Annotated in this window: 19 protein-coding genes and 1 tRNA gene; 11 read left to right on the forward strand and 9 right to left on the reverse strand. The window is 68.2% G+C overall.

Annotated features, from left to right (window positions below; translation table 11 throughout):
* Positions 1–57: 57 nt before the first annotated feature.
* Positions 58–130, reverse strand: a tRNA-Ile gene (locus tag AC3A3Q_RS04245).
* Between the two features lie 67 nt (positions 131–197).
* The gene (locus AC3A3Q_RS04250) at positions 198–2,513 is read right to left on the reverse strand and encodes a GH92 family glycosyl hydrolase (protein WP_487585493.1); all 2,316 of its coding nucleotides are present in this window, start codon (positions 2,511–2,513) and stop codon (positions 198–200) included.
* Between the two features lie 267 nt (positions 2,514–2,780).
* On the opposite strand from AC3A3Q_RS04250, the gene AC3A3Q_RS04255 reads away from it, so the two are divergent.
* From AC3A3Q_RS04255 to AC3A3Q_RS04275, 5 genes are read left to right on the forward strand one after another with little or no spacing between them, the layout of a single operon-like run.
* Positions 2,781–3,830: a LacI family DNA-binding transcriptional regulator gene (locus AC3A3Q_RS04255; protein ID WP_487585049.1), complete on the forward strand. Its 1,050-nt coding sequence runs from the start codon at positions 2,781–2,783 to the stop codon at positions 3,828–3,830.
* Positions 3,830–5,128, forward strand: coding sequence for a sugar MFS transporter (locus AC3A3Q_RS04260; protein WP_487585494.1), 1,299 nt, complete (start codon positions 3,830–3,832; stop codon positions 5,126–5,128). The genes AC3A3Q_RS04255 and AC3A3Q_RS04260 overlap by 1 nt, the downstream gene beginning before the upstream one ends.
* Positions 5,125–6,132 carry a carbohydrate kinase family protein gene (locus AC3A3Q_RS04265; protein ID WP_487585050.1) on the forward strand — a complete coding sequence of 336 codons (1,008 nt, stop codon included), beginning with the start codon at positions 5,125–5,127 and terminating at the stop codon, positions 6,130–6,132. Before AC3A3Q_RS04260 ends, AC3A3Q_RS04265 begins: the two co-directional genes overlap by 4 nt.
* Positions 6,129–7,367 (forward strand): AGE family epimerase/isomerase, encoded by a 1,239-nt coding sequence (locus tag AC3A3Q_RS04270; RefSeq protein WP_487585051.1) that lies wholly within the window; start codon positions 6,129–6,131, stop codon positions 7,365–7,367. Before AC3A3Q_RS04265 ends, AC3A3Q_RS04270 begins: the two co-directional genes overlap by 4 nt.
* Positions 7,367–8,752, forward strand: a complete 1,386-nt coding sequence (locus AC3A3Q_RS04275) for a glycoside hydrolase family 47 protein (RefSeq protein ID WP_487585052.1) — start codon at positions 7,367–7,369, stop codon at positions 8,750–8,752. The genes AC3A3Q_RS04270 and AC3A3Q_RS04275 overlap by 1 nt, the downstream gene beginning before the upstream one ends.
* Positions 8,753–8,957: 205 nt before the next feature.
* Here the strand turns inward: AC3A3Q_RS04275 and rpoD are convergent, their stop codons facing one another.
* Both rpoD and dtd read right to left on the reverse strand, forming a co-directional pair.
* A complete protein-coding gene (gene rpoD / locus AC3A3Q_RS04280) occupies positions 8,958–10,814 on the reverse strand; it encodes an RNA polymerase sigma factor RpoD (protein ID WP_487585053.1) in 1,857 nt (618 codons plus the stop codon).
* Between the two features lie 72 nt (positions 10,815–10,886).
* On the reverse strand, positions 10,887–11,327 hold the full coding sequence (dtd, locus tag AC3A3Q_RS04285; RefSeq protein ID WP_487585054.1) for a D-aminoacyl-tRNA deacylase: 441 nt from the start codon (positions 11,325–11,327) through the stop codon (positions 10,887–10,889).
* A 107-nt stretch (positions 11,328–11,434) separates the two neighbouring features.
* Between dtd and AC3A3Q_RS04290 the strand changes: the two genes are divergently transcribed.
* From AC3A3Q_RS04290 to AC3A3Q_RS04300, 3 genes are all read left to right on the forward strand, one after another.
* Positions 11,435–12,373, forward strand: coding sequence for a lauroyl acyltransferase (locus tag AC3A3Q_RS04290; protein ID WP_487585055.1), 939 nt, complete (start codon positions 11,435–11,437; stop codon positions 12,371–12,373).
* A gap of 66 nt (positions 12,374–12,439) precedes the next feature.
* Positions 12,440–12,949: a PH domain-containing protein gene (locus tag AC3A3Q_RS04295; protein ID WP_487585056.1), complete on the forward strand. Its 510-nt coding sequence runs from the start codon at positions 12,440–12,442 to the stop codon at positions 12,947–12,949.
* Positions 12,950–12,976: 27 nt separating this feature from the next.
* The gene (locus AC3A3Q_RS04300) at positions 12,977–14,461 is read left to right on the forward strand and encodes a PH domain-containing protein (RefSeq protein ID WP_487585057.1); all 1,485 of its coding nucleotides are present in this window, start codon (positions 12,977–12,979) and stop codon (positions 14,459–14,461) included.
* Positions 14,462–14,536: 75 nt separating this feature from the next.
* On the opposite strand, the gene AC3A3Q_RS04305 is transcribed toward AC3A3Q_RS04300, so the two are convergent.
* Entirely contained in the window at positions 14,537–15,589 is a 1,053-nt protein-coding gene (locus AC3A3Q_RS04305; RefSeq protein WP_487585495.1) for a CDP-glycerol glycerophosphotransferase family protein, read from the reverse strand.
* Between the two features lie 67 nt (positions 15,590–15,656).
* Between AC3A3Q_RS04305 and AC3A3Q_RS04310 the strand changes: the two genes are divergently transcribed.
* The gene (locus AC3A3Q_RS04310) at positions 15,657–16,424 is read left to right on the forward strand and encodes a glycosyltransferase family 2 protein (protein WP_487585058.1); all 768 of its coding nucleotides are present in this window, start codon (positions 15,657–15,659) and stop codon (positions 16,422–16,424) included.
* A complete protein-coding gene (locus AC3A3Q_RS04315; protein ID WP_487585059.1) occupies positions 16,421–17,254 on the forward strand; it encodes a glycosyltransferase family 2 protein in 834 nt (277 codons plus the stop codon). The genes AC3A3Q_RS04310 and AC3A3Q_RS04315 overlap by 4 nt, the downstream gene beginning before the upstream one ends.
* A gap of 6 nt (positions 17,255–17,260) precedes the next feature.
* Here the strand turns inward: AC3A3Q_RS04315 and AC3A3Q_RS04320 are convergent, their stop codons facing one another.
* The 4 genes from AC3A3Q_RS04320 to def all read right to left on the reverse strand — a co-directional run bounded on the left by AC3A3Q_RS04320 (position 17,261) and on the right by def (position 22,088).
* Complete coding sequence (locus AC3A3Q_RS04320; RefSeq protein ID WP_487585060.1) at positions 17,261–18,946, reverse strand: ArnT family glycosyltransferase; 1,686 nt, start codon at positions 18,944–18,946, stop codon at positions 17,261–17,263.
* Between the two features lie 192 nt (positions 18,947–19,138).
* Positions 19,139–20,464: a 16S rRNA (cytosine(967)-C(5))-methyltransferase RsmB gene (rsmB, locus tag AC3A3Q_RS04325; protein WP_487585061.1), complete on the reverse strand. Its 1,326-nt coding sequence runs from the start codon at positions 20,462–20,464 to the stop codon at positions 19,139–19,141.
* Positions 20,465–20,472: 8 nt separating this feature from the next.
* A complete protein-coding gene (gene fmt / locus AC3A3Q_RS04330) occupies positions 20,473–21,387 on the reverse strand; it encodes a methionyl-tRNA formyltransferase (protein WP_487585062.1) in 915 nt (304 codons plus the stop codon).
* A gap of 185 nt (positions 21,388–21,572) precedes the next feature.
* Positions 21,573–22,088 carry a peptide deformylase gene (gene def / locus AC3A3Q_RS04335; protein WP_487585063.1) on the reverse strand — a complete coding sequence of 172 codons (516 nt, stop codon included), beginning with the start codon at positions 22,086–22,088 and terminating at the stop codon, positions 21,573–21,575.
* 236 nt (positions 22,089–22,324) lie between these two features.
* Here def and AC3A3Q_RS04340 point away from each other — a divergent pair, with 236 nt between their 5' ends.
* Positions 22,325–23,473, forward strand: coding sequence for a LysM peptidoglycan-binding domain-containing protein (locus tag AC3A3Q_RS04340; RefSeq protein WP_487585496.1), 1,149 nt, complete (start codon positions 22,325–22,327; stop codon positions 23,471–23,473).
* The last annotated feature ends 69 nt before the right edge of the window (positions 23,474–23,542 follow it).

Consider the following 23,542-nt stretch of genomic DNA (forward strand, 5'->3'; position numbering starts at 1 on the left):
CTGGTCTGAAGACCGTTCTGAAGCAAGGCTGTCGTCGCCCTGGCAACGATTCAGATATGGGCCCACCAGGATTCGAACCTGGAACCAAGGGATTATGAGTCCCCTGCTCTAACCGTTGAGCTATAGGCCCGTGGGCTGCGCATCTTACCAGCCCACGCTTTCAGCCGGCTCGCCTCCCGGGCGAGCCCGCCGCTCCCTCAACGCCCCGCAGAGCCCGACATCGAATACGGCCGCTCCGCCGCCCCCGTAGCCCACGCCTTATCCGCCTGCGCCTGCATCGTGAAGTGCAACTCCCCGCCAGCCATGATCTCCTCATGCCGGATAAAAGCGCGCTCCAGCGGCTTGCCATTGAGCATCGCCCGGCCGATATACGGATGCGCCGCATCAAGCCCTTTGGCCACCACCGTGAAGCGCTTGCCATTGGGCAAGTTGAGGCTCGCACGCGGCAGGAACGGTCGGCCGATGATGTACTCGTTGCTGCCCGGCGCCACCGGGTAGAAGCCCAGCGCGGTGAACACATACCAGGCCGACATCTGCCCCAGGTCGTCATTGCCCGCCAGCCCATCCGGCCGCGCGGCGTACTGCGTCGCCATGATCTGCCCCAGGCGTTCCTGGGTGCGCCAAGGCTGGCCGGCGTACGCGTACAGGTAGGCGACGTGGTGGCTGGGTTCGTTGCCGTGCGCGTACCAGCCGATCAGGCCGGTGATGTCTTCCATGTGCTCGAAGATCTTCGGGTCGACCTTGGCGTCGAACACCGCGTCCAGGCGCGCGACCAGCTTGTCCTCGCCGCCGTGCGCGGCGGCCAGGCCGGCGACGTCCTGCGGTACGTACCACGAGTACTGCCAGGCGTTGCCTTCGGTGTAGTCGCTGCCGTAGCCGCTGGCGGTGGCGTCGAAGGGTTCGCGGAAGCTGCCATCGCGCTTGCGTGCGCGCATGAAGCCGGTCTTCTCGTCGAAGGCGTGGCGCCAGTTGGCGGCGCGCTTGCCGAACTTGTCCGCGACGTCCTTGTTGCCCATCGACTCGGCCATGCGCGCGATGGTCCAGTCGTCGAACGCGTACTCGAGCGTCTTCGAGGCGGCTTCGCCTTCCTCGTCGATCGGCACGTAACCCAGCTGCATGTACTGGGCGATGCCGTCGTAGGGGCCGTAGCTGGCGCTGTCGACCATGGCCTTGAGCGCCTTGTTGGTGTCATAGCCGCGGATGCCCTTCATGTAGGCATCGGCGATCACCGGCACGGCGTGGTAGCCGATCATGCACCACGTCTCCTGGCCGTGGAACGCCCACACCGGCAGCACGCCGTACGGGCTGTGCTCGTGCGAGGCCAGCAGCGAGTTGATGAAGTCGTTGTTGCGCTGCTCCGGCTGCACCAGCGTCAGCAGCGGATGCAGCGCGCGGTAGGTGTCCCACAGCGAGAACGTCGAGTAGTTCGTGAAGCCCTTCGCCTGGTGGACGGCGTTGTCCGGGCCGCGGTAACGGCCGTCGCTGTCCATGAAGAGGCTCGGGCCCATCAGCGTGTGGTACAGCGCGGTGTAGAAGCTGCGGCGCTGGGCTTCGGGCGCGTCGACATCGACGGCGCCGAGTGCCTGCATCCACTGCGCTTTCGCGGCGTTGCGCACGCCGTCGAAATCGAAGGCCGGCACTTCGGCGTCGAGGTTGGCGATCGCGCTGTCCTCGCTCACCGGAGAGATCGCGACCTTCACCACCATCGACTTGCCGGCGGCACCGTCGAAGTCGAACGCGCCGACCAACTGGCGGCCTTCGATCTGCGCACGCTGGCGCGGGTCCTTTTCACCCGGCGGCGGGAAGCCCTTGTAGGGAACGTCCTGCTCGGTGTCGTTGAACTGGTGGCCGCTGACCGGCTGCGAGAAACGCATGGCGAAGTACAGCTGGCGGCCCGGCGCCCAGCCGCGGGTTTCGCGGAAGCCGGTGACGGTGCCGTCCGCGCGCAGGCGCATGCGCGACCACTGCACCTTGCCCGGGTAGTCGTACATGCTGGTGCGCAGGTCGACCAGCACGTGCGCCGGCTTGCCCTTGGGGAACTGGTAGCGGTGCACGCCGACGCGCGGGCTGGCGGTGAGTTCGGCGCGGATGCCGTAGTCCTGCAACGTCACCGCGTAGTAGCCGGGCTGGGCGATCTCACCGTCGTGGCTGAAGCGCGACATGTAGCCGCTGCCGGGCTTGGCGACGTCGCCGCGCTCGAGCTTCACTTCGCCGGCGATCGGCATCACCAGCACGTCGCCGAGGTCGGAGTGGCCGGTGCCGGAAAAGTGCGTGTGCGAGAAGCCGGTGATCGTCTTGTCGTCGTAACGGTAGCCGGCGGCCCAGCCGTAGCCTTCCTTGCGCGATTTGATCTGGGTGTCCGGACTCAGCTGCACCATGCCGAACGGAACCACCGCACCCGGGAAGGTGTGACCTTCGCCGCCGGTGCCGATGAAGGGATCGACCGCGGCGTAGGCGCGGGATGCGGCGGCATCGGGTTTGGGCGCGGGGGCGGCGACGACCATCCCGGCCATCGCCCAGGTGCACACCGCCGCCAGCAGGAACAGGCGAGGTGGGACGGGTGATGAGGTGGTCTGGCGGGCAAGGCGGGGCATGGTCGCTCCTGGGGTCCGCGGCGTTGGCGGACAGAAAATTTGGATCGTTCTAAACCGCCGCAACCTAGCACGCGACCGCGCCCAAGTTCATGCTGCGGTGCAGAATGCGCCATCCGGGCCCCGGGGGCAGGATGTACGCAATTTAGAACGATCCAAATCCAACCAGATGCCTTCCGGACTTCCGCGATGACCCTACCGGTGCGTACCCGCGCCCGGGTAACCCTGGCCGACATCGCCAGCGCCTGCGACCTGTCGCGGGCGACGATCTCGCTGGTCCTGCGCGGCAGCCCGCTGGTCAACGCCGAGACGCGGGCGCGGGTGGAGGCCGAACTCAAGCGTCAGCGCTACGTCTATCACCGCGGCGCCGCCAACCTGCGCCGCAACGTGTCCTCGACCGTGGCGCTGGTCATCAACGACCTGTCCAACCCGTTCTTCGCCGAGTTCGCGGCGGGCGTCGACGAGGCCCTGGCCGCGGCCGGCTACGTCACCCTGCTCGGCAGCACCGGCGAGTCGGCCGAACGCCAGCAGACGGTGCTGGCCTCCCTGCTCGAGCACGACCCGGCCGGCATCATCCTCTCCCCCGCCGAAGGCAGCGACGGTGCGCGCCTGCGCGGCCTGCTCGGCCTGCATACGCCAACGTTGGTGTTCAACCGCGAGCTCGGCGCCGACTGGGATTTCCTCTCGCTCGACAACGTGCGCGGCGCGCGCATGGCGACGGAACACTTGCTGGCGCAGGGCCATCGCCGCATCGCCTTCTTCGGCGGGCACCAGGACTCCAGTTCGTGCCATCAGCGTCGCGAGGGCTACCGCGAGGCGCTGATCGCGGCCGGCGTCACGCCTGAGCCGCAGTGGCTGGTCGAATGCGCGCCGACGCGCCTGGAAGCGGCACGCCAGACCGGCGCGTTGTTCGTGCGCGATCCCGCTCCCACGGCAGCGGTTTGCTACAACGACGCGGTCGCGCTTGGGCTGATGGCAGGGCTGGCCACGCGTGGCCGTCGCGCCGGACAGGACTTCGCCCTCACCGGTTTCGACGACATCCCCGAAGCCGCCGTCAGCGCGCCGCCGCTGACCACCATCGCCGTCGACCCGCGCGCACGCGGGCGGCAGGCGGCCGAACTGATCCTGCAGCGATTGCGCGACCCGTCCGCCAACGTCGCCACCGTCGTCGCGCCGGTTCAACTGCAAGTTCGTAGCAGCAGCACCACCACGCAACCCCAAGGAGGAACCATCGCATGATGCGAAATGACCAGACTTCATCCACCTCGTCGCCCGCCACCGCCATCGCGGTACTGACCACGATCTTCTTCACCTGGGGCGCGCTGACCAGCCTCAATGACGTGCTGATCCCGCACCTGAAAGCCGTGTTCGAGATGAACTACGCGCAGACGATGCTGATCCAGTTCACCTTCTTCAGCACGTACCTTGTGATGTCGCTTCCGGCCGGCAAGGTGGTCGCGCGCTTCGGCTACAAGCGCAGCATCGTGATCGGCCTGGTCGTGGCCGGCATCGGTGCGCTGGCGTTCTTCCCGGCTGCCAGGATCCCGTCATACCCGTTGTTCCTGTTCGCGCTGTACGTGCTCGCCAGCGGCATCACGCTGCTGCAGGTCTCGGCCAATCCGTACATCGCGCTGCTCGGCGATGCGCCCAGTGCGTCGAGCCGGCTGACGCTGGCGCAGGCGTTGAATTCGTTCGGCCATGCGATCGCGCCGGCGTTGATCGGTCCGCTGATCCTGTCGGTCGCGGTGATCGGCGGCGCCGAGCTGGCGCAGATGCCGGTGGCCGAGCAGACCGCCTACCGCATCGCCCAGGCCGAATCGGTGCAGCTGCCCTACCTCGGGCTGGCCGTGGGCCTGTTCGCGCTGGCGGCGTTCGTGCTGCTGTTCCGCCTGCCGACGCTGACCGAGGCCACCGAGGGTGCCGACCACAAGCTCCACACCTTTGCCGAAGCCCTGCGCCATCGCCACCTGCGCCTGGGCGTGGTCGCGATCTTCGTTTACGTCGGCGCGGAGGTCGCCATCGGCAGCTTCCTGATCAACTACATCGCCAGCCCGGGCATCGGCGCGATGGACGAGTCGGCCGCGGCCAAGTACGTGTCCTATTACTGGGGCGCGGCGATGGTCGGCCGCTTCGTCGGTTCGGCGCTGCTGCGCAAGATCGAGCCGCGGATCCTGCTGGGCCTGTTCGCGATCGTCGCGATGGCACTGCTTGCGACCACCATCGCCACCGGCGGCCCGGTCGCGATGTGGAGCGTGATTGCCATTGGCCTGTTCAACTCGATCATGTTCCCGACCATCTTCACCCTCGGCATCGAGGGCCTGGGCCCACTGACCAGCAAGGCGTCGAGCCTGCTGGTGATGGCCATCGTCGGCGGCGCGGTGGTGCCGCTGCTGCAGGGCGTTCTGGCGGATCGCATCGGCATCCAGCACGCCTTCGTGCTGCCGCTGCTGTGCTACGTCTACGTCGCCTGGTACGGCTTCCGCGGTGCGCGGCGCGAGCCGGTACCGGTACTGGAACCGGCAGTGAGCACGCCATGAGCACGACGCAGGGCCGCACCGCGATCGCCTGCTTCGGCGAGGCGCTGATCGATTTCCTCGCGGTGCCGGCCGTGGCCGGGCAGCCGCGCCAGTTCGCCGAGTACGCCGGCGGCGCGCCGGCCAATGTCGCCGCCGCCGTGGCGCGGCTGGGTGGCAACGCGCGCTTCGTCGGCATGCTCGGCGCGGACATGTTCGGCGAGTTCCTGATGTCGCAGCTGCGCGCGATGGGCGTGGACACGCGCTACACCGTGCACACGTCGGCGGCGCGCACGGCCCTGGCCTTCGTCTCGCTCGACGCCGACGGCGAACGCAGTTTCAGCTTCTACCGCCCGCCGGCGGCCGACCTGCTGTTCCGCGAGGAACACTTCGACCCGGCCTGCTTCGACGACGCGGCCGTGCTGCACGTGTGCTCGAACAGTCTCACCGAGGCCGACATCGCTGACACCACGCTCGCCGGCATGCGCCTGGCGCGCGAGGCCGGTGCGATGGTGAGCATGGACCTGAACCTGCGTCCGTCGTTGTGGCCGGAAGGCGTCGACCCGGCGCCGCGCCTGTGGGACGCACTCGGGCAGGCGGACCTGGTGAAGCTGTGCCGCAGCGAGGCCGATTTCCTGATCCGTCGCGCCGGCGATGAGAAGGCGATGCTGCGCCGCCTGTGGCAGGGGCACGCCAAGTGCGTGCTCATCACCGACGGCGGCCAGCCGGTGCGCTGGTTCACACGCGATGCCGACGGCGTGGCACCTACTTTCGCCGTGACGGTGATCGACACCACGGCGGCCGGCGATGCTTTTGTCGGCGCGCTGCTGCACCGTCTGGTCGAACGCGGCGCCGGCGTGGACTCGCTGGTGACGCTGCTCGACGACCGCGTCGCACTCACCGATGCACTCCGACACGCCGCGGCCGGCGGCGCGCTGGCGACCACGCGCCACGGCGCGTTCGCCGCGATGCCAGGCCGCGACGACCTCGACCAACTACTGCGCCCCATTTCACGGACGGAACCATGAGCCGCATCCCCCCTTCATCGCCTGACTTCCGCAGCCAGGACTTCCTGCGTTCGCACATCGCCGAGACGATGGCGTTCTACCACCCGCGCGCGATCGATCCGCAGGGCGGTTTCTTCCATTACTTCCGCGACGACGGCAGCGTCTACGACGCCTCCCACCGGCACCTGGTGAGCAGCACGCGCTTCGTCTTCAACTACGCGATGGCAGCGCGCGAGTTCGGCAATGCCGAGTACCTGGACGTGGCGCGCCATGGCCTGCGCTACCTGCGCGAGGTCCACCGCGACCCGCGCAGCGGTGGCTATGCCTGGACCATCCGCGACGGCGTCGCCGAGGACCGCACCAATCACTGCTACGGCGTCGCCTTCGTGCTGCTCGCCTACTCCACCGCGCTCAAGGCCGGCATCAGCGAAGCCGCGCCGTGGATGGACGAAACCTGGGAGCTGTTGGAATCGCGCTTCTGGGAGCCGGCGCACGGCCTCTACCGCGACGAGGCCGACGCCGACTGGAACTTCTCCGGCTATCGCGGCCAGAACGCCAACATGCACATGTGCGAGGCGATGCTGGCTGCGTTCGAGGCCAGCGGCCAGCCGCGTTACCTCGAGCGTGCGCTGATGCTCGCCGACCACATGACGCGTCGCCAGGCCGCACACGCCGGTGGCCTGGTGTGGGAGCACTACGACCGCGACTGGAACATCGACTGGGATTACCACCGCGACGATCCCAGGCACCTGTTCCGCCCGTGGGGCTTCCAGCCCGGCCACCAGACCGAGTGGAGCAAGCTGCTGCTGATCCTCGATGGCCACCTGCGCAAGCGCGGCGTCTTCGCGCCGTGGTTGCGCGAGCGCGCGGCGCATCTGTTCGACACTGCGGTCGCTGCCTCCTGGGATTCGCGCCAGGGCGGTCTGTTCTACGGCTTTTCGCCCGAGACCGGTTACCCGGTCTGCGACCACGACAAGTACTTCTGGGTGCAGGCCGAGTCGCTCGCCGCGGCGGCGCGTTTGGCCCAGGCCACCGGTGACGCGCGCTACTGGGACTGGTACCAGCGCCTGTGGGATTACTCGTGGCGCTTCTTCATCGATCACGAGCACGGCGCCTGGTACCGCATCCTCGATCGCAACAACCGCAAGTACAGCGACGAGAAGAGCCCGGCCGGCAAGACCGACTACCACACCATGGGCGCGTGCTACGACGTCCTCCACCTGCTGCGCGCGCACGCGCCGGAGCCTGTTGTCTGATGAACCTTCGTCCCCTGCTTCTGAGTGTTCTGTTGTTCCCCACGGTCGGCGTCGCGGCTCCTCCCTCCCCGAAGAAACCCGCGACGCCGCCCGTACTTACCCAGGCGCAGGCCGCGCAGAGCGCCGAGCGCGTCAAGGCCGAGTTCCTGCATGCGTGGCGCGGCTATCGCCAGTACGCATGGGGCCATGACGGCCTCAAGCCGCTGAGCAACGCGCCGCACGACTGGTACGGCCAGTCGCTGCTGATGACGCCGGTCGACGCCCTCGACACGATGATCCTGATGGGCCTGGACGACGAAGCCCGCGACGCGCGCGAACTGATCGCCACGCAGCTGTCGTTCGACAAGGACATCGACGTCAAGCACTTCGAGATCACGATCCGCCTGTTGGGTGGATTGCTGTCGGGCTACCAGCTCAGCGGCGACGAGCGCCTGCTCAAGCTGGCCGAAGACCTCGGCACGCGCCTGTTGCCGGCGTTCGATTCACCGACCGGCCTGCCCTACGTCTACGTGAACCTGCGCACCGGCAAGGCCCACGGCAACGACAGCAACCCGGCCGAGTCGGGCACGCTGCTGCTCGAATACGGCACGCTCAGCAAGCTCACCGGCAATCCGGTGTTCTACCAGAAGGCCAAGCGTGCGCTGGTCGCAACCTACGAGCGCCGCTCGAAGATCGGCCTGGTCGGCGAGCGCTTCGATGTCGAGAGCGGCAAGTGGACGCAGACGCGCAGCCATGTCGGCGCCCGCATCGACTCGTACTACGAGTACCTGTGGAAGTGCTGGAAGCTGTTCGGCGACCGCGACTGCCTGGCGATGTGGAAGACCAGCATCGCCGCGGCCAACCGCTACTACCCGGAAGAGGTCAACGGCGCGCTGTGGGTCGGCCACGTCGACATGAACACCGGCAAGCGCACGGGCAGCCTGTACGGCGCGCTCGATGCGTTCTACCCGGGCCTGCTGGCGTACTCGGGTGACGTCGACCGCGCGCGCCGCCTGCAGGCGTCATCGTTCGCGATGTGGCGCGTGCACGGCATCGAGCCGGAGCAGTACGACTACCGCAAGGGCGAGGTCACGCATGCCGGTTACCCGCTGCGGCCGGAGATCATCGAATCGGCGTGGTACCTGCACCGCCTGACCGGCGACAAGCAGTACCAGGCAATGGGCCAGGAGATGTTCGAGGACTTCGTCCGCTACACCCGCACCGATTCGGGCTTCGCCACGCTCAAGAGCGTGGTGACCAAGGAGAAGGAGGACGACATGGAGAGCTTCGTGCTGGCCGAGACGTTCAAGTACTTCTACCTGCTGTTCGCGCCGGCGCAGACGCTGGACCCGGGTAAGGTGGTGCTCAACACCGAGGCGCATCCGTTGCGTAAAACCTGGAAGTAGCAGTTCCCGTCGTCCCGGCGAAAGCCGGGACCCAGGCCCGTAACGTCAAGGCAAGGACAAAGACACTGGGTTCCCGCCTACGCGGGAATGACGGCGTGAGGCAGCGTCACTGGATCCCGGCTTTCGCCGGGATGACGAGCAAATGCCGGGCAAAAAAAAAGCCCCGCGAATGCGGGGCTTTTTCGTCACAACTCTCGACAACCAATCAATCGATATCGAGGAAGCTGCGCAGCTGTTCCGAACGACTCGGGTGACGCAGCTTGCGCAGCGCCTTTGCCTCGATCTGGCGGATGCGCTCACGCGTCACATCGAACTGCTTGCCGACTTCCTCGAGGGTGTGGTCGGTGTTCATGTCGATGCCGAAGCGCATGCGCAGCACCTTGGCTTCCCTTGGGGTCAGGCCGGCGAGCACGTCGCGGACCGTCTCGGTCAGGTTGATGTTGGTGGTGGCCTCGACCGGGGACTCGATGTTCGTGTCCTCGATGAAATCGCCCAGATGCGAATCCTCGTCGTCGCCGATCGGGGTTTCCATCGAGATCGGTTCCTTGGCGATCTTCATGACCTTCCGGATCTTGTCCTCCGGCATGTCCATTTCTTTCGCCAGCTCTTCCGGAGTCGCTTCGCGGCCGTACTGCTGCAGCATCTGGCGGCTGATGCGGTTGAGCTTGTTGATCGTCTCGATCATGTGCACCGGGATACGGATGGTGCGCGCCTGGTCGGCGATCGAACGCGTGATCGCCTGGCGGATCCACCAGGTCGCATAGGTCGAGAACTTGAAGCCGCGACGGAACTCGAACTTGTCGACCGCCTTCATCAGGCCGATGTTGCCTTCCTGGATCAGGTCGAGGAACTGCAGGCCACGGTTGGTGTACTTCTTGGCGATCGAGATCACCAGGCGCAGGTTGGCCTCGACCATTTCCTTCTTGGCCTTGCGCGCCTTGGCTTCGCCATAGGCCATCTGGCGGGAGATGTCCTTGATGTCGGCCAGGGTCAGCAGCGATGCGGTTTCGACCGCGATCGTGGCTTCCTGCTCGGAGATGATCTGGTCCTTGACGTCACGCAGGCCCGACGACCACTTCTGCTTGCGCTTGAGCAGCTCGTCCACCCACTCCAGGTTGGTCTGGTTGCCTTCCCAGGCGCGGATGAAGTCCTTGCGCGGCATCTTGGCGACGCGCGTGGACAGGTCGAGGATGCGGCGCTCGTGGTCCTTGATCTTGTTGACGACCTCGCGCAGGTTGCGCACCAGCACGTCGGTCAGCGGCAGCGGCAGCTTGAAGGTGACGAACACCGCGGCCATGTCCTCGCGCAGCTTCAGCGCAGTCTTGTGGCCGGCACCGTGCTTGGCATGCGCCTTGAGGAACTTGTTGTAGTGGTCGGCCAACGCTTCCATGCGCGAGGCGACCTCGACCGGATCGGGGCCGCTGACGACCTCTTCGGCTTCCTCGGCGACGGGCGCTTCTTCCTCGTCGTCGTCGACTTCTGCATCGGGATCCACCACCACGACCGGCGCCGGCGGTTCCGGCACGTCGTCGAGGTGATCGTTGAAGCCAACAATGATTTCAGCCAGGCGCTTCTTGCCCGCCTTGTGCTGCTCGTAGTCTTCGAGGATCGAGGCGATGGTCGCCGGGAAGATACCCAGCGATGCCTGGACCTGGCCCAGGCCTTCCTCGATGCGCTTGGCGATGGCGATTTCGCCTTCGCGGGTAAGCAGCTCGACCGTACCCATTTCGCGCATGTACATGCGCACCGGGTCGGTGGTGCGACCGCCTTCGCCGTCGAGCGCGGTCAGCGCTGCGGCAGCTTCTTCGGCGGCGGTGTCGTCGACTTCACGGTTGCCCGTGCCGCCGTCTGCGAGCAGCAGGGTTTCGGCATCGGGGGCCACTTCGTGGACCTCGATACCCATGCCGTTGATCATGCCGATGATGTCTTCGATCTGCTCGGCATCGACGAGGTCGTCGGGCAGGTGATCGTTGACCTCGGCATAGGTCAGGTAGCCCTGCTCCAGGCCCTTGCTGATCAACTGCTTGATATCGGAGGAGGGGGGCTGACGTTCGTTGGCCATGTGCTGCGCCACCGCGCTATGAGAGGGTTGGGAACGTTCCAGTATATCAGGCCGGAGGGGTCGGGGCCGGACTCAGGAACGCAGAAGGAAGGTGACCGGGCCGTCGTTGACCAGGCTGATCACCATATGGGCACCGAAGCGCCCCGTTTCCAGCCCCCCTGTGTGTTTTTGCCTGCAGATTTCGACCAGCCTGCTGAACAAAGGTTCAGCCAGCTCGGGCGCGGCGGCGGTACTGAAGCCCGGACGCATGCCGCTGCGGGTATCGGCCGCCAGGGTGAACTGGCTGACCAGAAGCAACCCGCCACCGGTGTCCGCCAGACCGAGATTCATTCGGCCGGCCTCGTCGGCAAATACACGGTATCCGAGCAGACGTTCGGCCATCCGCTGCGCCTGGGCTTCGCCATCGCCCGGCTCCACGCCCACCAGGGCCAGCAGGCCGGGGCCGATGGCGCCGACAGTTTCGCCTTCGACCCGGACGGTCGCCTCGGTCACGCGTTGGATCAGGGCCAGCATGCGATTGGTCGGTCCGGTCGGCGGAAGCAGGATTCGGGGCTGTTGTAGCCTAATGCGCGCTCCGGGCGGAACCCCGGCGCGCTTCCCCCTCCTCGCCGAACCCTGCCATGACCGGCTTTGCCGCCCGCCTGCTCTACGCCTCCGCTGCCCTGCTCGGCCGCCTGCCCTGGTCGTGGCTGCTGCGCCTTGGCGATGCACTGGCGGCGTGGTGGCGCTGGCGCGACGTCCGCGAAAGCCGGGTGGCGCGGATCAACCTGGAACTGGCCTACCCGGACCTGCTGCCGGCGCAGCGCGACGAGCTGCACCGCGCGATCCTGCGCACCACCGCGCGCCAGGTGCTGGAAACCGTACGCCTGTGGACCCGCCCGCACGCCGAGAACCTGGGCCTGCTGCGCGAGCAGCACGGCACCGGACTGATGGATGCGGCGATCGCGGCCGGCCGCGGCGTGATCATCGCCGCCCCGCACCACGGCAACTGGGAGCTGCTCAACCAGTGGCTGGCCTGGCGCACGCCGCTGGCGATCCTGTACCGGCCGCCGGAGTCGGCGGTGGTCGAGGCGTTCCTCAACCTGGTGCGTGCTGACGCAGGGCACGACGACAGCGGCAGCGGCGAGCGCGTCACCCAGGTCCGCGCCGAAGGGCCGGCGATCCGCCAGCTGTTCAAGCGCCTCAACGACGGTGGCGTGGTCGGCATCCTTCCCGACCAGCAACCCAAGGCCGGCGACGGCGAGTTCGCGCCGTTCTTCGGCGTGCAGGCGCTGACGATGACCCTGCTCGGCCGCCTGGCTTCGCGCACCGGCGCGACCGTGCTGTTCGCCTGGTGCGAGCGCGTGGACACGCATACCGGCCACCCCGGCTTCGCCCTGCACATCGAGGCGGCACCTGCGGCGATGTCCGATCCGGATCCGAAGGTGGCCGTGGCCGCGCTCAACGCCGCGGTCGAGCACATCGCCCGCCGCGACCCGGCGCAATACCAGTGGACCTACAAACGCTATACGCTGCGACCGCCGGGTTCTGGGGAAGAGAACCCGTACTGGAACCGCTGACCGGGCGACGCCGTCGAACCACGGGCATCGCTGGCGCGGCCGACGCCTGACAGCTGACGGATGCCCATGCTCACGCCCGACCCGCCGCAAGCCTCAACCGACACTGGCGCCGATTCCGCCGCCGACTGGCAGCCGTTGCCGCCCCGCTCCCGCGCGCTGTTCCTGCTGGCAACGGTGCCGGTGGCGATCCCGTTTGCGTTCGGCGGGTTCATCTTCACGCGGGTCTTCAATCTGTCGCCGCTACTTGCCCCGCTGGGTCTGATCATCGGTCTGGCGCTTGGCATCTGGCTGGGCCTGAAGCAGTACCGCCACACCTTCTGGCGCCTCGACGAGGACGGCCTGGGGCTCCGCCGCGGCCGCCTGTGGCAGCGCGAGACGCGGGTACCGGCCACGCGCGTGCAGCACCTGGACCTCAAGCGCGGCCCGCTGCAGCGCCGGCGCAACCTGGCGACGCTGGTGGTGCACACCGCCGGCACGCGCCACAGCTCGGTGTCGGTGCCCAATCTGGACGCCGACGACGCAGAGCGACTGCGCGACCGTCTCGGCCGCCAGATCGACCACGATGACGACCAGTAACGGCCGCCGCGCGCACGGAGGGACCCCATGAACGGACCCGTGACCGCTACCGAGCCCGAGCGCCGCCTGCATCCGATGTCGTGGCTGTTCGTGCTGCTGCAGCAGCTCAAGCAGTTCATCGTGCCGTTGGCGGTGCTGCTGTTCTTCGGTCGAGGCGACCGCAACGAACTGTGGCCACTGATCGGCGTCGCCGTGCTGGTGGTGACCTCGCTGTGGCAGTACTTCACCTACCGCTACGGCGTTGCCGGCGACCACCTGGTGGTGCGCAGTGGCCTTCTCGAGCGCAGCCTGCGGGTGATCCCGTTCGCGCGCATCCACAACGTCGCCCTGCAGCAGTCGCTGCTGCACCGCCTGTTCGGCGTGGCCGAAGTGCGCCTGGAGTCGGCCGGCGGGGCCAAGCCCGAGGCGCAGATGCGCGTGCTCAAGCTCGACGATGCGCTTGCGTTGGAAGCACTGGTGCGACGTCGCGGCGCCGCCGTTTCCGCCGATGCGGTCGTCGATGAGCCCGCTGCCCACCCCCTGCTGACCCTGCCGCTGGGCGAAGTGCTGCGGCTGGGCCTGGTTTCCAACCGCGGCATGATCGTGGTGGGTGCGGCGTTCGCCGGCTCGGCGCAGTTCAATCCCAAGCTCATCCCGAACGTGTTTGAAGCCTTCGGCATGCGCCTGTTCGGCTATGCCGGCGAGCACGGCTTCGGCCCGGTCGAATATGCCGCCGCCGGATTGGCCGTGTTCGCGGTGCTGGTCGGCGCGCTGCGGCTGTTGTCGGTGATGCTCTCGCTGCTGCAGTACTACGGCTTCCAGTTGAGCGAGCACGGTCGCCGGCTCACGGTCGAACGCGGCCTGCTCGCCCGCTGGCGCACCAGCGCGTCGCGCCGGCGCATCCAGGCCTGGACGCTGCGCGAAGGCGTGCTGCACCGGCTGCTGAAGCGCCGCAGCCTCGAGGTCGATACCGCGGTGGCCGAGGATGGACGGCAGCAGCGCGCACTTCGCGAGCTGGCGCCGATCGCGACGCCGGCCGCCTGCGACGGCCTGATCGAACACCTGCTGCCGCGCGCTGACTGGTTGCAGCTGACGTGGAATCCGCTGCCCGTGTCGAGCTGGTGGCGGCTGTTCCTGCCGTCGGTGCCGTTCGTGCTGATCGTGTCGGCGGTGCTGTGCGTGCGCTTCGGCGCGTGGGGCCTGCTGGTCCTGCTGTGGCTGCCGTGGTCGGCGTACAAGGCACGCCGGCGCGCGCAGCGAGCCGCCTACGCCGTCGGCGCGGACATCATCGCGGTGCGCGAAGGCTGGTGGACCCGGCATTGGCGCTTCGCCGAGATCGACAAGCTGCAGGCCCTGCAACTGACGCGCTCGCCGATCGACCGCCGCTGCGGCACGGCCACGCTGTGGATGGACACGAGCGGCGCCGGCGCGCTGGCACCGCCGTTGCGCGTGCGCTTCCTGCCCGAGGCGCAGGCACGGGCGCTGTATGCGCGGCTGTCGCGGACGCTGGCGCAGCGGCCCTTGCGCTGGTGACTGCCTGGGTAGGAGCGAGCTTGCTCGCGATGGGCGCAGGAGACGTGGTTCGCGAGCAAGCTCGCTCCTACAGGTTCAGGGGCGCCAGTAGCCCAGCTCTTTGCGGATCTGCAGCGCGCGCCACCACGATGACAGCGGCTTGCGCCGCAGCGTGCCGAGCTCGCCGTTGAGCAGCGCCTCGGTCGCAGCCATCACGCGCTCGGAAGAGTGACCGTCGCGGTAGGGATGGATCGAATCGGCGTAGGCCGACAAAGCCGCGAGCAAGGAAGGCTCCGGCGCGAAGGCGCGCTCGAGCATCTGCGGCAGTCGTGCCGGGTCGTCGAAGTCGAGCATGTGCGGCTTGGGCGCGCGATTGCGGAACGTCACCACCGGCTTGCGCTGCACGACGAACTCCGACACCACCGAGGTCGTGTCGGCCAGCAGCACGTCGGCGGCACGCTGCGCGGCGACCAGTTGCTCGGTTTCGAAGAACGCGGCATTGGCACCGGCCAGCGAGCTATAGCGCGCGAACAGTTCCGGCGGGCACTTGGGGTGCAGGGTCAGCAGCCAGTAGCGGTCACCCCTGGCCACTTCCGCGGCGATCGCGTCGAACAGGTGGGGGGCGGCGCTCAGGCGTTCCGTGAAAGTGGAGGCGAACATCACCACCGGCCGCGAACCGGCCGGCGCGCGCAGCGCCGCCGAGGCACCTTCATCGTCGCGGAACAGTGGATCGAGCTTGGGCCAGCCGGTCTCGACCACGGCGAAGTGGCCGGCCTGCGCCGCCAGCGCCCGGAACGGCGCCGTCGTCGCCGGTCCCTGCGTGCAGTACAGGTCGAACAGCCCGCGCACGCGGAAATGGCCGCGTTCGTCCGAGCGCTTCTCGACATTGAAGCCATGGAACAGCTGCACCTTGGCGCCGGACACGAAGGGCGGCACCCAGTTGGCGGCGCTGAACACCGCGCGCGGTTTCAGCGCGACCGCCTCGTGCAGGCCTATCATTCGCACCGGCGCCGGCAGTTCGGCGCCGGCGGCGCCGTCGACGAACCAGGCGTGCACGCCGTGCCCCGCTGCTTGCAGCGCCTGCGCCAGCGGTTGCAGGATGGGCAGCGCATAGCGTTCGCTCGCGAACAACAGGTAATCGGCCATCAACGCTTCCTCGAATACGCCATCGACGCAGGACACGCCGGGCAGGACGCAGCCAGCGTCAGCATGCCCGTTGTCGGGCTGCATTATCGCGTTCAACGAGGCCGACCGCATCGGCGACTGCATCGACTCCCTGGCGTTCTGCGACGAGGTCGTCGTGGTCGACTCGCATTCCACCGACGCCACCGCGCAGATCGCCCGCGACCTCGGCGCCCGCGTGATCCAGCGCCCGTTCGAGGGTTTCCGCAGCCAGAAGCAGTTCGCCATCGAGCAGGCCACGCACGACTGGGTGCTGTGCCTGGATGCCGACGAGCGCGTCAGCGACGCCCTGCGCACGTCGATCGAGGCCGAACGTGCGAGCTCGTTCGGCGATGCCGCCGGCTTTCGCTTCTCCCGCCTGAGCGAGTACTTCGGCAAGTTCCTGCGCCACGGCAACGCCTATCCCGACCGGGTCCTGCGCCTGTTCGACCGCCGTCGCGGCGGCTGGCGCGGCACGCGCGAGGTGCACGAGGCCGCCAGCGTCGACGGTCCGGTGCGGACCATTGCCGGCGACCTGATCCACTACCCCTACCGCTCGCTCGAGCAGCAGCTGCTCAAGACCCAGCGCTATGCGCGGATGATGGCCGAGCACGACTTCGCCCGCGGCAAGCGGGCGACGCTGACCGGCCTGGTGCTGTCGCCGGCGTGGCGGTTCTGGCGCGGCTACCTGCTGCGTGGCGGCTTCCGCGACGGCTGGCATGGCCTGGTCTATGCCTACGTCCGCGCCAACTACGTGCGGCAGAAGACGATCATGCTGTGGATGCTGCAGAACGGGCAGCCGGTGAGCGGGCCCGACCGATGAACGCCAGCGTCGTCATCACCACCTACAACTGGCCGCAGGCGCTGGAACTGGCGCTGGAAGCACTGGCGCGCCAGCACGCGCTTCCATCTGAAGTCGTGGTCGCCGACGATGGCTCGCGCGACGACACCCGCGCCATGCTCGAACGCATCGCGCCCGCCTTCCCGGTGCCGTTGCGGCACAGCTGGATCGAGGACCGCGGCTTCCGCGTCTCGCTCGCGCGCAACCGCGCCATCGCCGCGACCAGCGGCGACTACGTGCTGCTGCTCGACGGGGACATGCTGCCGCACCCGATGTTCGTCGCCGACCACCTGCACGCCGCCGAACGCGGCAGCTTCGTCCAGGGCATGCGCGTGCTGACCGACGAGGAAGGCCGCGACCGCCTGCTCAGGCACGAGGTGTCGCAGCTGGGATTCTTCGACAGCGGCCTCACCCGCCGCCGTCACACGCTGCGGATTCCGCCGCTGGCGGCGTTGTCACTGCGCAGCACGCGCGGCCAGAGCGAAAGCGCGATCAAGACCTGCAACCAGGGCTGGTGGCGCGACGACCTTGTCATGCTCAACGGCTTCGACGAGCGTTTCGAGGGCTGGGGCCGCGAAGACAAGGACCTGGCCGTGCGCGCGTTCCATGCCGGGCTGGAGCGCCGTTCGCTGCGCTTCGCCGGACTGGCCACGCACCTGTACCACCCGGAGCGGCACGAGGAAGGCGCCAGCCCCAACGACGGCCTGCTCGCCGAAACCCGCGCCACCGGCCGCGTGCGCAGCCCGCAGGGACTGGACCGGCATATCGCCGAGTTCGCCGCGAATCCCCTGCCAGACCTGCGCGCAGGCTGATCCGGCCTAGCGGCAAGCCATCGCGGCGGCACCGGGCACCAGCGTCCATCCGCGCCGGTTGGCGTTGCCCAGGTGCTGCGTCTTGCCACTGTCGATGCATTCGGCCAGGGCCACGTCCTGCACCAGCAGCCAGCGCGTCGCCGGCGCCTCGCGCTGCCAGGCCAGGCCGCGCAGCATCTGTTCGTCAAAGTCGACCTTGAAGCCGAACTCGGCGACGCGACGGTCGGCCATCAGCAGGTTCTGTTCGCGCCATGCAACCAGGCCGAGCTCGGCCTGCGGGCCGATGCGACGACCGACTTCGGTCATCAGTCCGCGTGCCGACGAGGAATCGTTGAGCAGCGGCGCCAACGCCAGACCGAAACACACCCACAGACCCGTGAGTATCGCCAGCATCGCCGCGATCGGACGCGCGCGGCCGAACCAGAGCAGGCAACCGACGCAGAAAAATCCCAGTGCGGTGATGCTGGCGGCGAGCGCGGTGGATACGTCTTCGATCGATCGCTCGGCGACGAAGCGGCGCTCGAATCCGGGATCGCCCAGCAGCATCGCCAGGCCACCGGCGAGCAGGCCCACGGCCAGCACCGCGCTGAAGCCGAAGGCGAGCCGGCGCACGCCCTTGCGCCGGATCAGGCCCGGCAGCAACGGTCCCAGCGCCAGCGCCATCATCGGCAGTGCCGGCAGGATGTACATGTCGCGCTTGCCGTTGGGCAGGGTGAAGAACACCAGCACCAGTGCCCACCATGCCAGCGGCAACAGGTAGCGCGGATCACGACGACGCAGTCGTCGCCACCATGCCGGGATTGCCCACGGCAGCACCAGCACCGTCGGCAACCACATCGTCGCCATCACTTCCAGGAAGTACCAGACCGGCTGGCCGTGGTCCCACGAGGCGCCGTAACGTTTGGCGGTCTGGCGGATCAGGATGTCGTCGATGTAGGCGCGGTACTCGGGGCCGGAATTGCCCAGCGCCGCGATCAGCATCGGCACCAGCCACACGCATGCGGCCAGCACGAAGGCGAGCGGACCGAGCCAGAACTTCGCACGGCCGGCGTGCACCTTCACGTCCCAGCCGCGCAGCGAGGCGATGCCGGCGGGAATCAGCATCAGCAGCGCGATGAAGCCCACGCCCTTGCTGATCGTGCCCAGCGCCGCCGCGGCCCAGCCGAGCATCCACATCGGCCAGTTTGGCCCCTGGTTTCGCGACACTTGCAACACATGCCGCAGCAGTCCGTAGTTGGCCAGCGTGATCCAGAACACCACCAGCGGATCGATCTGCGCCTTCTTCGCCTGCCAGGTGAACTGCAGCGCGAACAGCAGCGCGTAGCCGGCGTAGAGGCCAACGCGACGGGTCCACAAACGGCGGCCGAGATCGACCACGCACCACAGCGTGCCCAGCGCGGCCAGCAGCGACGGCAACAGGAAGGCGATGCGCCAGTTGCCGAACACCGTGTATGCGATCGCCTGCAACCACATGAACAACGGCGGCTTGTCCGAGTACAGCTCGCTGCCGCGATGCGGGAACAACCAGTCGCCGCTTTCGATCATGTGCTTGGCGACGAGGGTGAAGCGCGGTTCGTCCGCCGGCCACGGATCGCGAAGACCCAGGCCCGCGCCGAGCACGAGCACGGCGATGATCCAGAACAGCGTGGTGTCGTTGCGCCAGGTCGGGCGCGAGGCGAGCGGCTTGAGCATGCGGCGGATGATAACGGGCGGGCGTCGTGACGATGTCGGAACAGGAGTCAATCCCGTCATCACAGGCGCGAGTCCCGTCATCCCCGCGAAGGCGGGGACCCAGCGACTTCGTTTTTGCCAGGCCGCCCGCACAAGCAACGACACTGGGTCCCCGCCTTCGCGGGGATGACGGGCACGGGGCGAACGGAGGTTTTAGCCCTTCCTGCGCAACCGTGCGTAGAAGAACCCGTCGCAGCCCAGTTCGCCCGGCAGCCGCTGGCGACCCACGCCGCTGGGTCGCCCGAAACGATCGTCCAGTGGCTCGGCGACCGCATCCGGCGTGCGCGCCAGGAACGCATCGACCTGCGCTTCGTTCTCGGCCTTGAGGATCGAACACGTCGCGTACAGCAGCACGCCGCCCGGCGCGACGGTCGCCCACAACGCATCGAGCAGGCGCGCCTGCGTCGCCACCAGCGCGGTCAGGTCGGAGGCGCGACGGTGCTGCAGCACGTCGGGCTGGCGGCGGATGATGCCGGTGGCCGAACACGGCGCATCCAGCAGCACCGCATCGAACGGCGTGCCGTCCCACCAGGCCTGCGTGTCGGCGGCATCGGCGGCGAGCAGCTGCACGCGATCACCCAGGCGCAGGCGGGTGAAGCCCGAACGCATGCGATCCAGGCGTTGTGCGTCGATGTCGAGTGCGACCAGGCGCAGCGATGCATCGCGCTCGAGCAGGTGCGCGGTCTTGCCGCCGGGTGCGGCGCAGGCATCGAGCACGCGCCCGGACGGCGGCGCGGCCAATGCCTCGACCACCAGCTGCGCGGAAGCGTCCTGCACGGACGCGGCGCCTTCGGCAAAGCCGGGCAGCGCCGCGACCGCGGCCGGCGTGTCCAGGCGCAGTGCATCGGGCAAGCGCTCGTCGACCTGCGCCTCGATGCCGGCTTCATGCATGCGGATGCGGTAGTCATCGCGCGACTGCTGGCGACGGTTCACGCGCAGCCACATCGGCGGTTCGGCGGCGCTGGCGTCGAGGATGGCCTCGGCGTCGTCGGGCCAGTCGCGATTGATCTGGTCGCGCAGCCATTTCGGCCAGTGCGCGTGCGGCTCGCCCGCCGGCAAGCCTTCGCGCTGGGCGCGGCGCAACAGCGCATTGACCATGCCGGCCTGGTGGCGTCGGCCCAGCGTGCGCGCGGCTTCGACCGTGGCCGCAACCGCGGCATGGGCCGGCAGGCCCAGAGGATCCAGCTGGGCGAAGCCGACGAACAGCAGCGCCTTCAGTTCGCTGTCGCGCTTGGGCAGCGGCCGTGGCACCCATGCCAGCAGCGCTGATTCAAAACGCGCAGGCTGGCGTAGCACGGCAAAGCAGATCGCTTCGACCAGCGCGCGATCGCGCGGATCGGCAATGCGAGGCAAGGCCAGCGCGAGTTCGGCCTTCAGCGAGCGGCCGTGGTTGAGCACCGCGTCGAGCACGCGTGCGGCGGCGGCGCGCGATGCAGCGCCACTGTGGCTCGTGCCGGATGTCTGGTCTGGGCGTGCCATGGCGGCCGTCAGCGCAGGTCCGGACGGCCGTTGAGGTAGTCGGCCGCGGTGATCGCCTTGCCACCGTCGCGCTGCAGCACGCGGATGCGCAGCACGCCGGCGGCGCAGGCGACATCGAGGCCATCGCGGCCGGCACGAATCAGCGTTCCCGGCGCGGCGCCGTGGGCCTCGTCCAGCGCGACCGCGCCGTGCAGGCGCAACCGCTCACCGGCGACGACCGCTTCGGCCATCGGCCAGGGGTTGAACGCGCGCACCTTGTTGGCCAGCACCGTCGCCGGCTGCGACCAGTCGAGGCGGGCCTCGGCCTTGTCGAGCTTGTGCGCGTAGGTGACGCCTTCCTCGGGCTGCGGCTGTGGCACCGGCCGGATGTCGGCGCGCAGCAGTCCCAGGCCATCGGCCAGCACCTGCGCACCCAGCGCGGACAGGCGGTCGTGCAACTGGCCGCCGGTTTCCTGTTCGCCGATCTGCAGCGACTGCGAGAGCAGCACCGGCCCGGTGTCCAGGCCCTTCTCCATCTGCATCAGGCACACGCCCGACTCGCTGTCGCCGGCTTCGATCGCGCGCTGGATCGGCGCCGCACCGCGCCAGCGCGGCAGCAGCGAAGCGTGGACGTTCCAGCAACCGTAGGTGGGGATGTCGAGCACCGACTGCGGCAGGATCAGGCCGTAGGCCACCACCACCATCAGGTCCGGCTTCAGCGCGCGCAGTGCGTCCTTGGACACGACCGACTTGAAGTTCTCCGGCTGGAAGACCTCGATGCCGCGCAGCAGCGCTTCGCGCTTGACCGGCGACGGCGTCAGTTCGCGACCGCGTCCGGCCGGGCGATCGGGCTGGGTATAGACGGCGACGACCTCACCGCGCTGCGAGGCCGCGCGCAGGCACGGCACGGCGAAGTCGGGTGTGCCGGCGAAGACGATTCTCATCGGGGTTTGGGGGCCAGGGGCGGGAGTGGTGAAGCGGGAAGGGGGAATGGGGAGCGTCAGGTTGACGCGCCAGACCGGATACGGGCTACTGGAGCCGGACGGGGAGCGTTACGAAGGCCAGTGCGGCGAATCACCGGCACGCCATCGTTCCCCATTCCCCCTTCCCGCTTCACGATTCCCGCGACTCAGGCCGCGGCCTGGCGCTTCTGCTTGGCCAGCTTCTTGCGCACCATCTCGCGCTTGAGCGGCGAGAGGTAGTCGACGAACAGCTTGCCGGCCAGGTGGTCCATCTCGTGCTGGATGCACACCGCCAGCAGGCCTTCGGCTTCGAGGGTCTGCGCCCTGGCGTCGCGGTCGAGGAAGCTGACGGTGATGCGGTCGGCGCGGGTCACGTCGGCAAAGATGCCGGGCACCGACAGGCAGCCTTCCTGGTACACCTGCTCGCCATCGCGGGCGGTGATCTCCGGATTGATGAACACCCGCGGCTGGTCGTGCTCCTCGCTGATATCCATGACCATGAAGCGCTGGTGCACGTCGACCTGGCTGGCGGCCAGGCCGATGCCCGGGGCCTCGTACATGGTCTCGAACATGTCATCGAGCAGCTTCTGGAATTCGGCGCTGGTGATGCGCGCAGGGTCGACCGGCGCGGCGACGGTGCGCAGGCGCGGGTCGGGGAATTCGAGAATCGGTAGCAGGGCCATGGCGAATGCGGACAGTGTTCTGGGACAGCGAATTAAATGGGGGCGTGTGTCACAACCACAACAAGTAGTGCGATTGTAACCCCGTTGGGGGGCTGCCACGCTTGCAACCGTGCGGTTCTTCTGGGCTATATTGCCGCGGGGCCCCGCCTTTACCGGCGGATGGGGAAGCTGCCTTGGGGCAGCACGTCACGGGGCCGTCGAACCAGGCTCATTTAGGGGAAAACCAGATGGTCACCATTTTCAAACCGTTGCGCACGGTGCTGACCGCTGCGTTGCTGACGGTCGCCACCTACGGCGTGGCCGCCGAGGTCGCGGGCAACCATCCTGACACCTACGTGGTCAAGAAAGGCGACACCCTCTGGGACATCGCCGGCAAGTTCCTGCAGAAGCCGTGGCTGTGGCCGGAGATCTGGCAGGCCAACCCGCAGGTCAAGAACCCGCACCTGATCTACCCCGGCGACGTGCTCTCGCTGGCCTACCTGGACCGCGTCGCGGTGCAGGAAGGTCCGCGTGAAGAGGCGCCGATCAACGCCATTCCGCTGTCCGACGTCGAGGCCTTCCTCAAGGACATGCGCGTGGTCGAGGAGTTCGAGAGCCTGCCCTACGTGGTCGGCCTGGAAGAAGACCGCCTCGCCGGCAGCCTCGACCAGGTGGCCTACATCAAGGGTCTGGCCGACGCCCAGCCGGGCCAGCGCTACGCGGTCGTCCGCCCGACCAACCGCTACCTCTCGATGGATCCGGAGCGTTGCTGCGACAACTCCGGTCGCCGCGCCGCCGACCTCGACTTCCGCGGCAAGCGCAACATCGGCCTGGAGTCGCTGTGGAACTACCAGATGCCGGCCGGCGGTGGCGAGTTCCTGGGCTACGAGCTGACCAAGCAGACCACCGGCACCATCAGCCGCGGCATCACCGGTGACGCCGAGGCCGCCACGCTGGTGATCGACGGCAACGGCCGCGAAGTCCGCGTCGGCGACCGCCTGATCCCGGTCGAGGCCCAGGCTTACGACCTGCAGTTCATGCCGCACGCTCCCAGCCAGGAGCTGGCGATCGACAAGGCCCGCGTGATCGCCGTGGCCGACATGCTCACCAGCGGCGGCAGCCGCGACGTCGTGGCGCTGTCGGTCGGCACCGCCGACGGCATCGACAACGGCACCGTGCTGTCGACCTGGCGCCAGGGCAGCGTCGAAGTGGACCGCGTCAAGGTCGGCCTCGACCGCAGCTACGACGCCACCGCCGGTAGCAGCCAGGTCAAGCTGCCGGACGAGTTCGCCAGCCACGTCATGGTCTTCCGCACCTTCGAGAAGGTCAGCTACGCGCTGGTCATGGACGGCATCCGCCCGACCCGCCTGGGCTACCGCCTGAAGCATCCGGACGCGACCAACTGATCGCGGCACTGGTCCTACGTACCAAGCCGACGGCGCCCTAGGGCGCCGTCGTCGTTTCCGGCCCAGGCT

It is taken from the genome of Lysobacter sp. Soil_C_59, assembly GCF_057656415.1.

Coding starts and splice junctions, on each gene's coding strand:
- AC3A3Q_RS04250 (WP_487585493.1), bottom strand. CDS start 2,513: ATGGCCGGGATGGTCGTCGCCGCCCCCGCGCCCAAACCCGATGCCGCC.
- AC3A3Q_RS04255 (WP_487585049.1), top strand. CDS start 2,781: ATGACCCTACCGGTGCGTACCCGCGCCCGGGTAACCCTGGCCGACATC.
- AC3A3Q_RS04260 (WP_487585494.1), top strand. CDS start 3,830: ATGCGAAATGACCAGACTTCATCCACCTCGTCGCCCGCCACCGCCATC.
- AC3A3Q_RS04265 (WP_487585050.1), top strand. CDS start 5,125: ATGAGCACGACGCAGGGCCGCACCGCGATCGCCTGCTTCGGCGAGGCG.
- AC3A3Q_RS04270 (WP_487585051.1), top strand. CDS start 6,129: ATGAGCCGCATCCCCCCTTCATCGCCTGACTTCCGCAGCCAGGACTTC.
- AC3A3Q_RS04275 (WP_487585052.1), top strand. CDS start 7,367: ATGAACCTTCGTCCCCTGCTTCTGAGTGTTCTGTTGTTCCCCACGGTC.
- rpoD (WP_487585053.1), bottom strand. CDS start 10,814: ATGGCCAACGAACGTCAGCCCCCCTCCTCCGATATCAAGCAGTTGATC.
- dtd (WP_487585054.1), bottom strand. CDS start 11,327: ATGCTGGCCCTGATCCAACGCGTGACCGAGGCGACCGTCCGGGTCGAA.
- AC3A3Q_RS04290 (WP_487585055.1), top strand. CDS start 11,435: ATGACCGGCTTTGCCGCCCGCCTGCTCTACGCCTCCGCTGCCCTGCTC.
- AC3A3Q_RS04295 (WP_487585056.1), top strand. CDS start 12,440: ATGCTCACGCCCGACCCGCCGCAAGCCTCAACCGACACTGGCGCCGAT.
- AC3A3Q_RS04300 (WP_487585057.1), top strand. CDS start 12,977: ATGAACGGACCCGTGACCGCTACCGAGCCCGAGCGCCGCCTGCATCCG.
- AC3A3Q_RS04315 (WP_487585059.1), top strand. CDS start 16,421: ATGAACGCCAGCGTCGTCATCACCACCTACAACTGGCCGCAGGCGCTG.
- AC3A3Q_RS04320 (WP_487585060.1), bottom strand. CDS start 18,946: ATGCTCAAGCCGCTCGCCTCGCGCCCGACCTGGCGCAACGACACCACG.
- rsmB (WP_487585061.1), bottom strand. CDS start 20,464: ATGGCACGCCCAGACCAGACATCCGGCACGAGCCACAGTGGCGCTGCA.
- fmt (WP_487585062.1), bottom strand. CDS start 21,387: ATGAGAATCGTCTTCGCCGGCACACCCGACTTCGCCGTGCCGTGCCTG.
- def (WP_487585063.1), bottom strand. CDS start 22,088: ATGGCCCTGCTACCGATTCTCGAATTCCCCGACCCGCGCCTGCGCACC.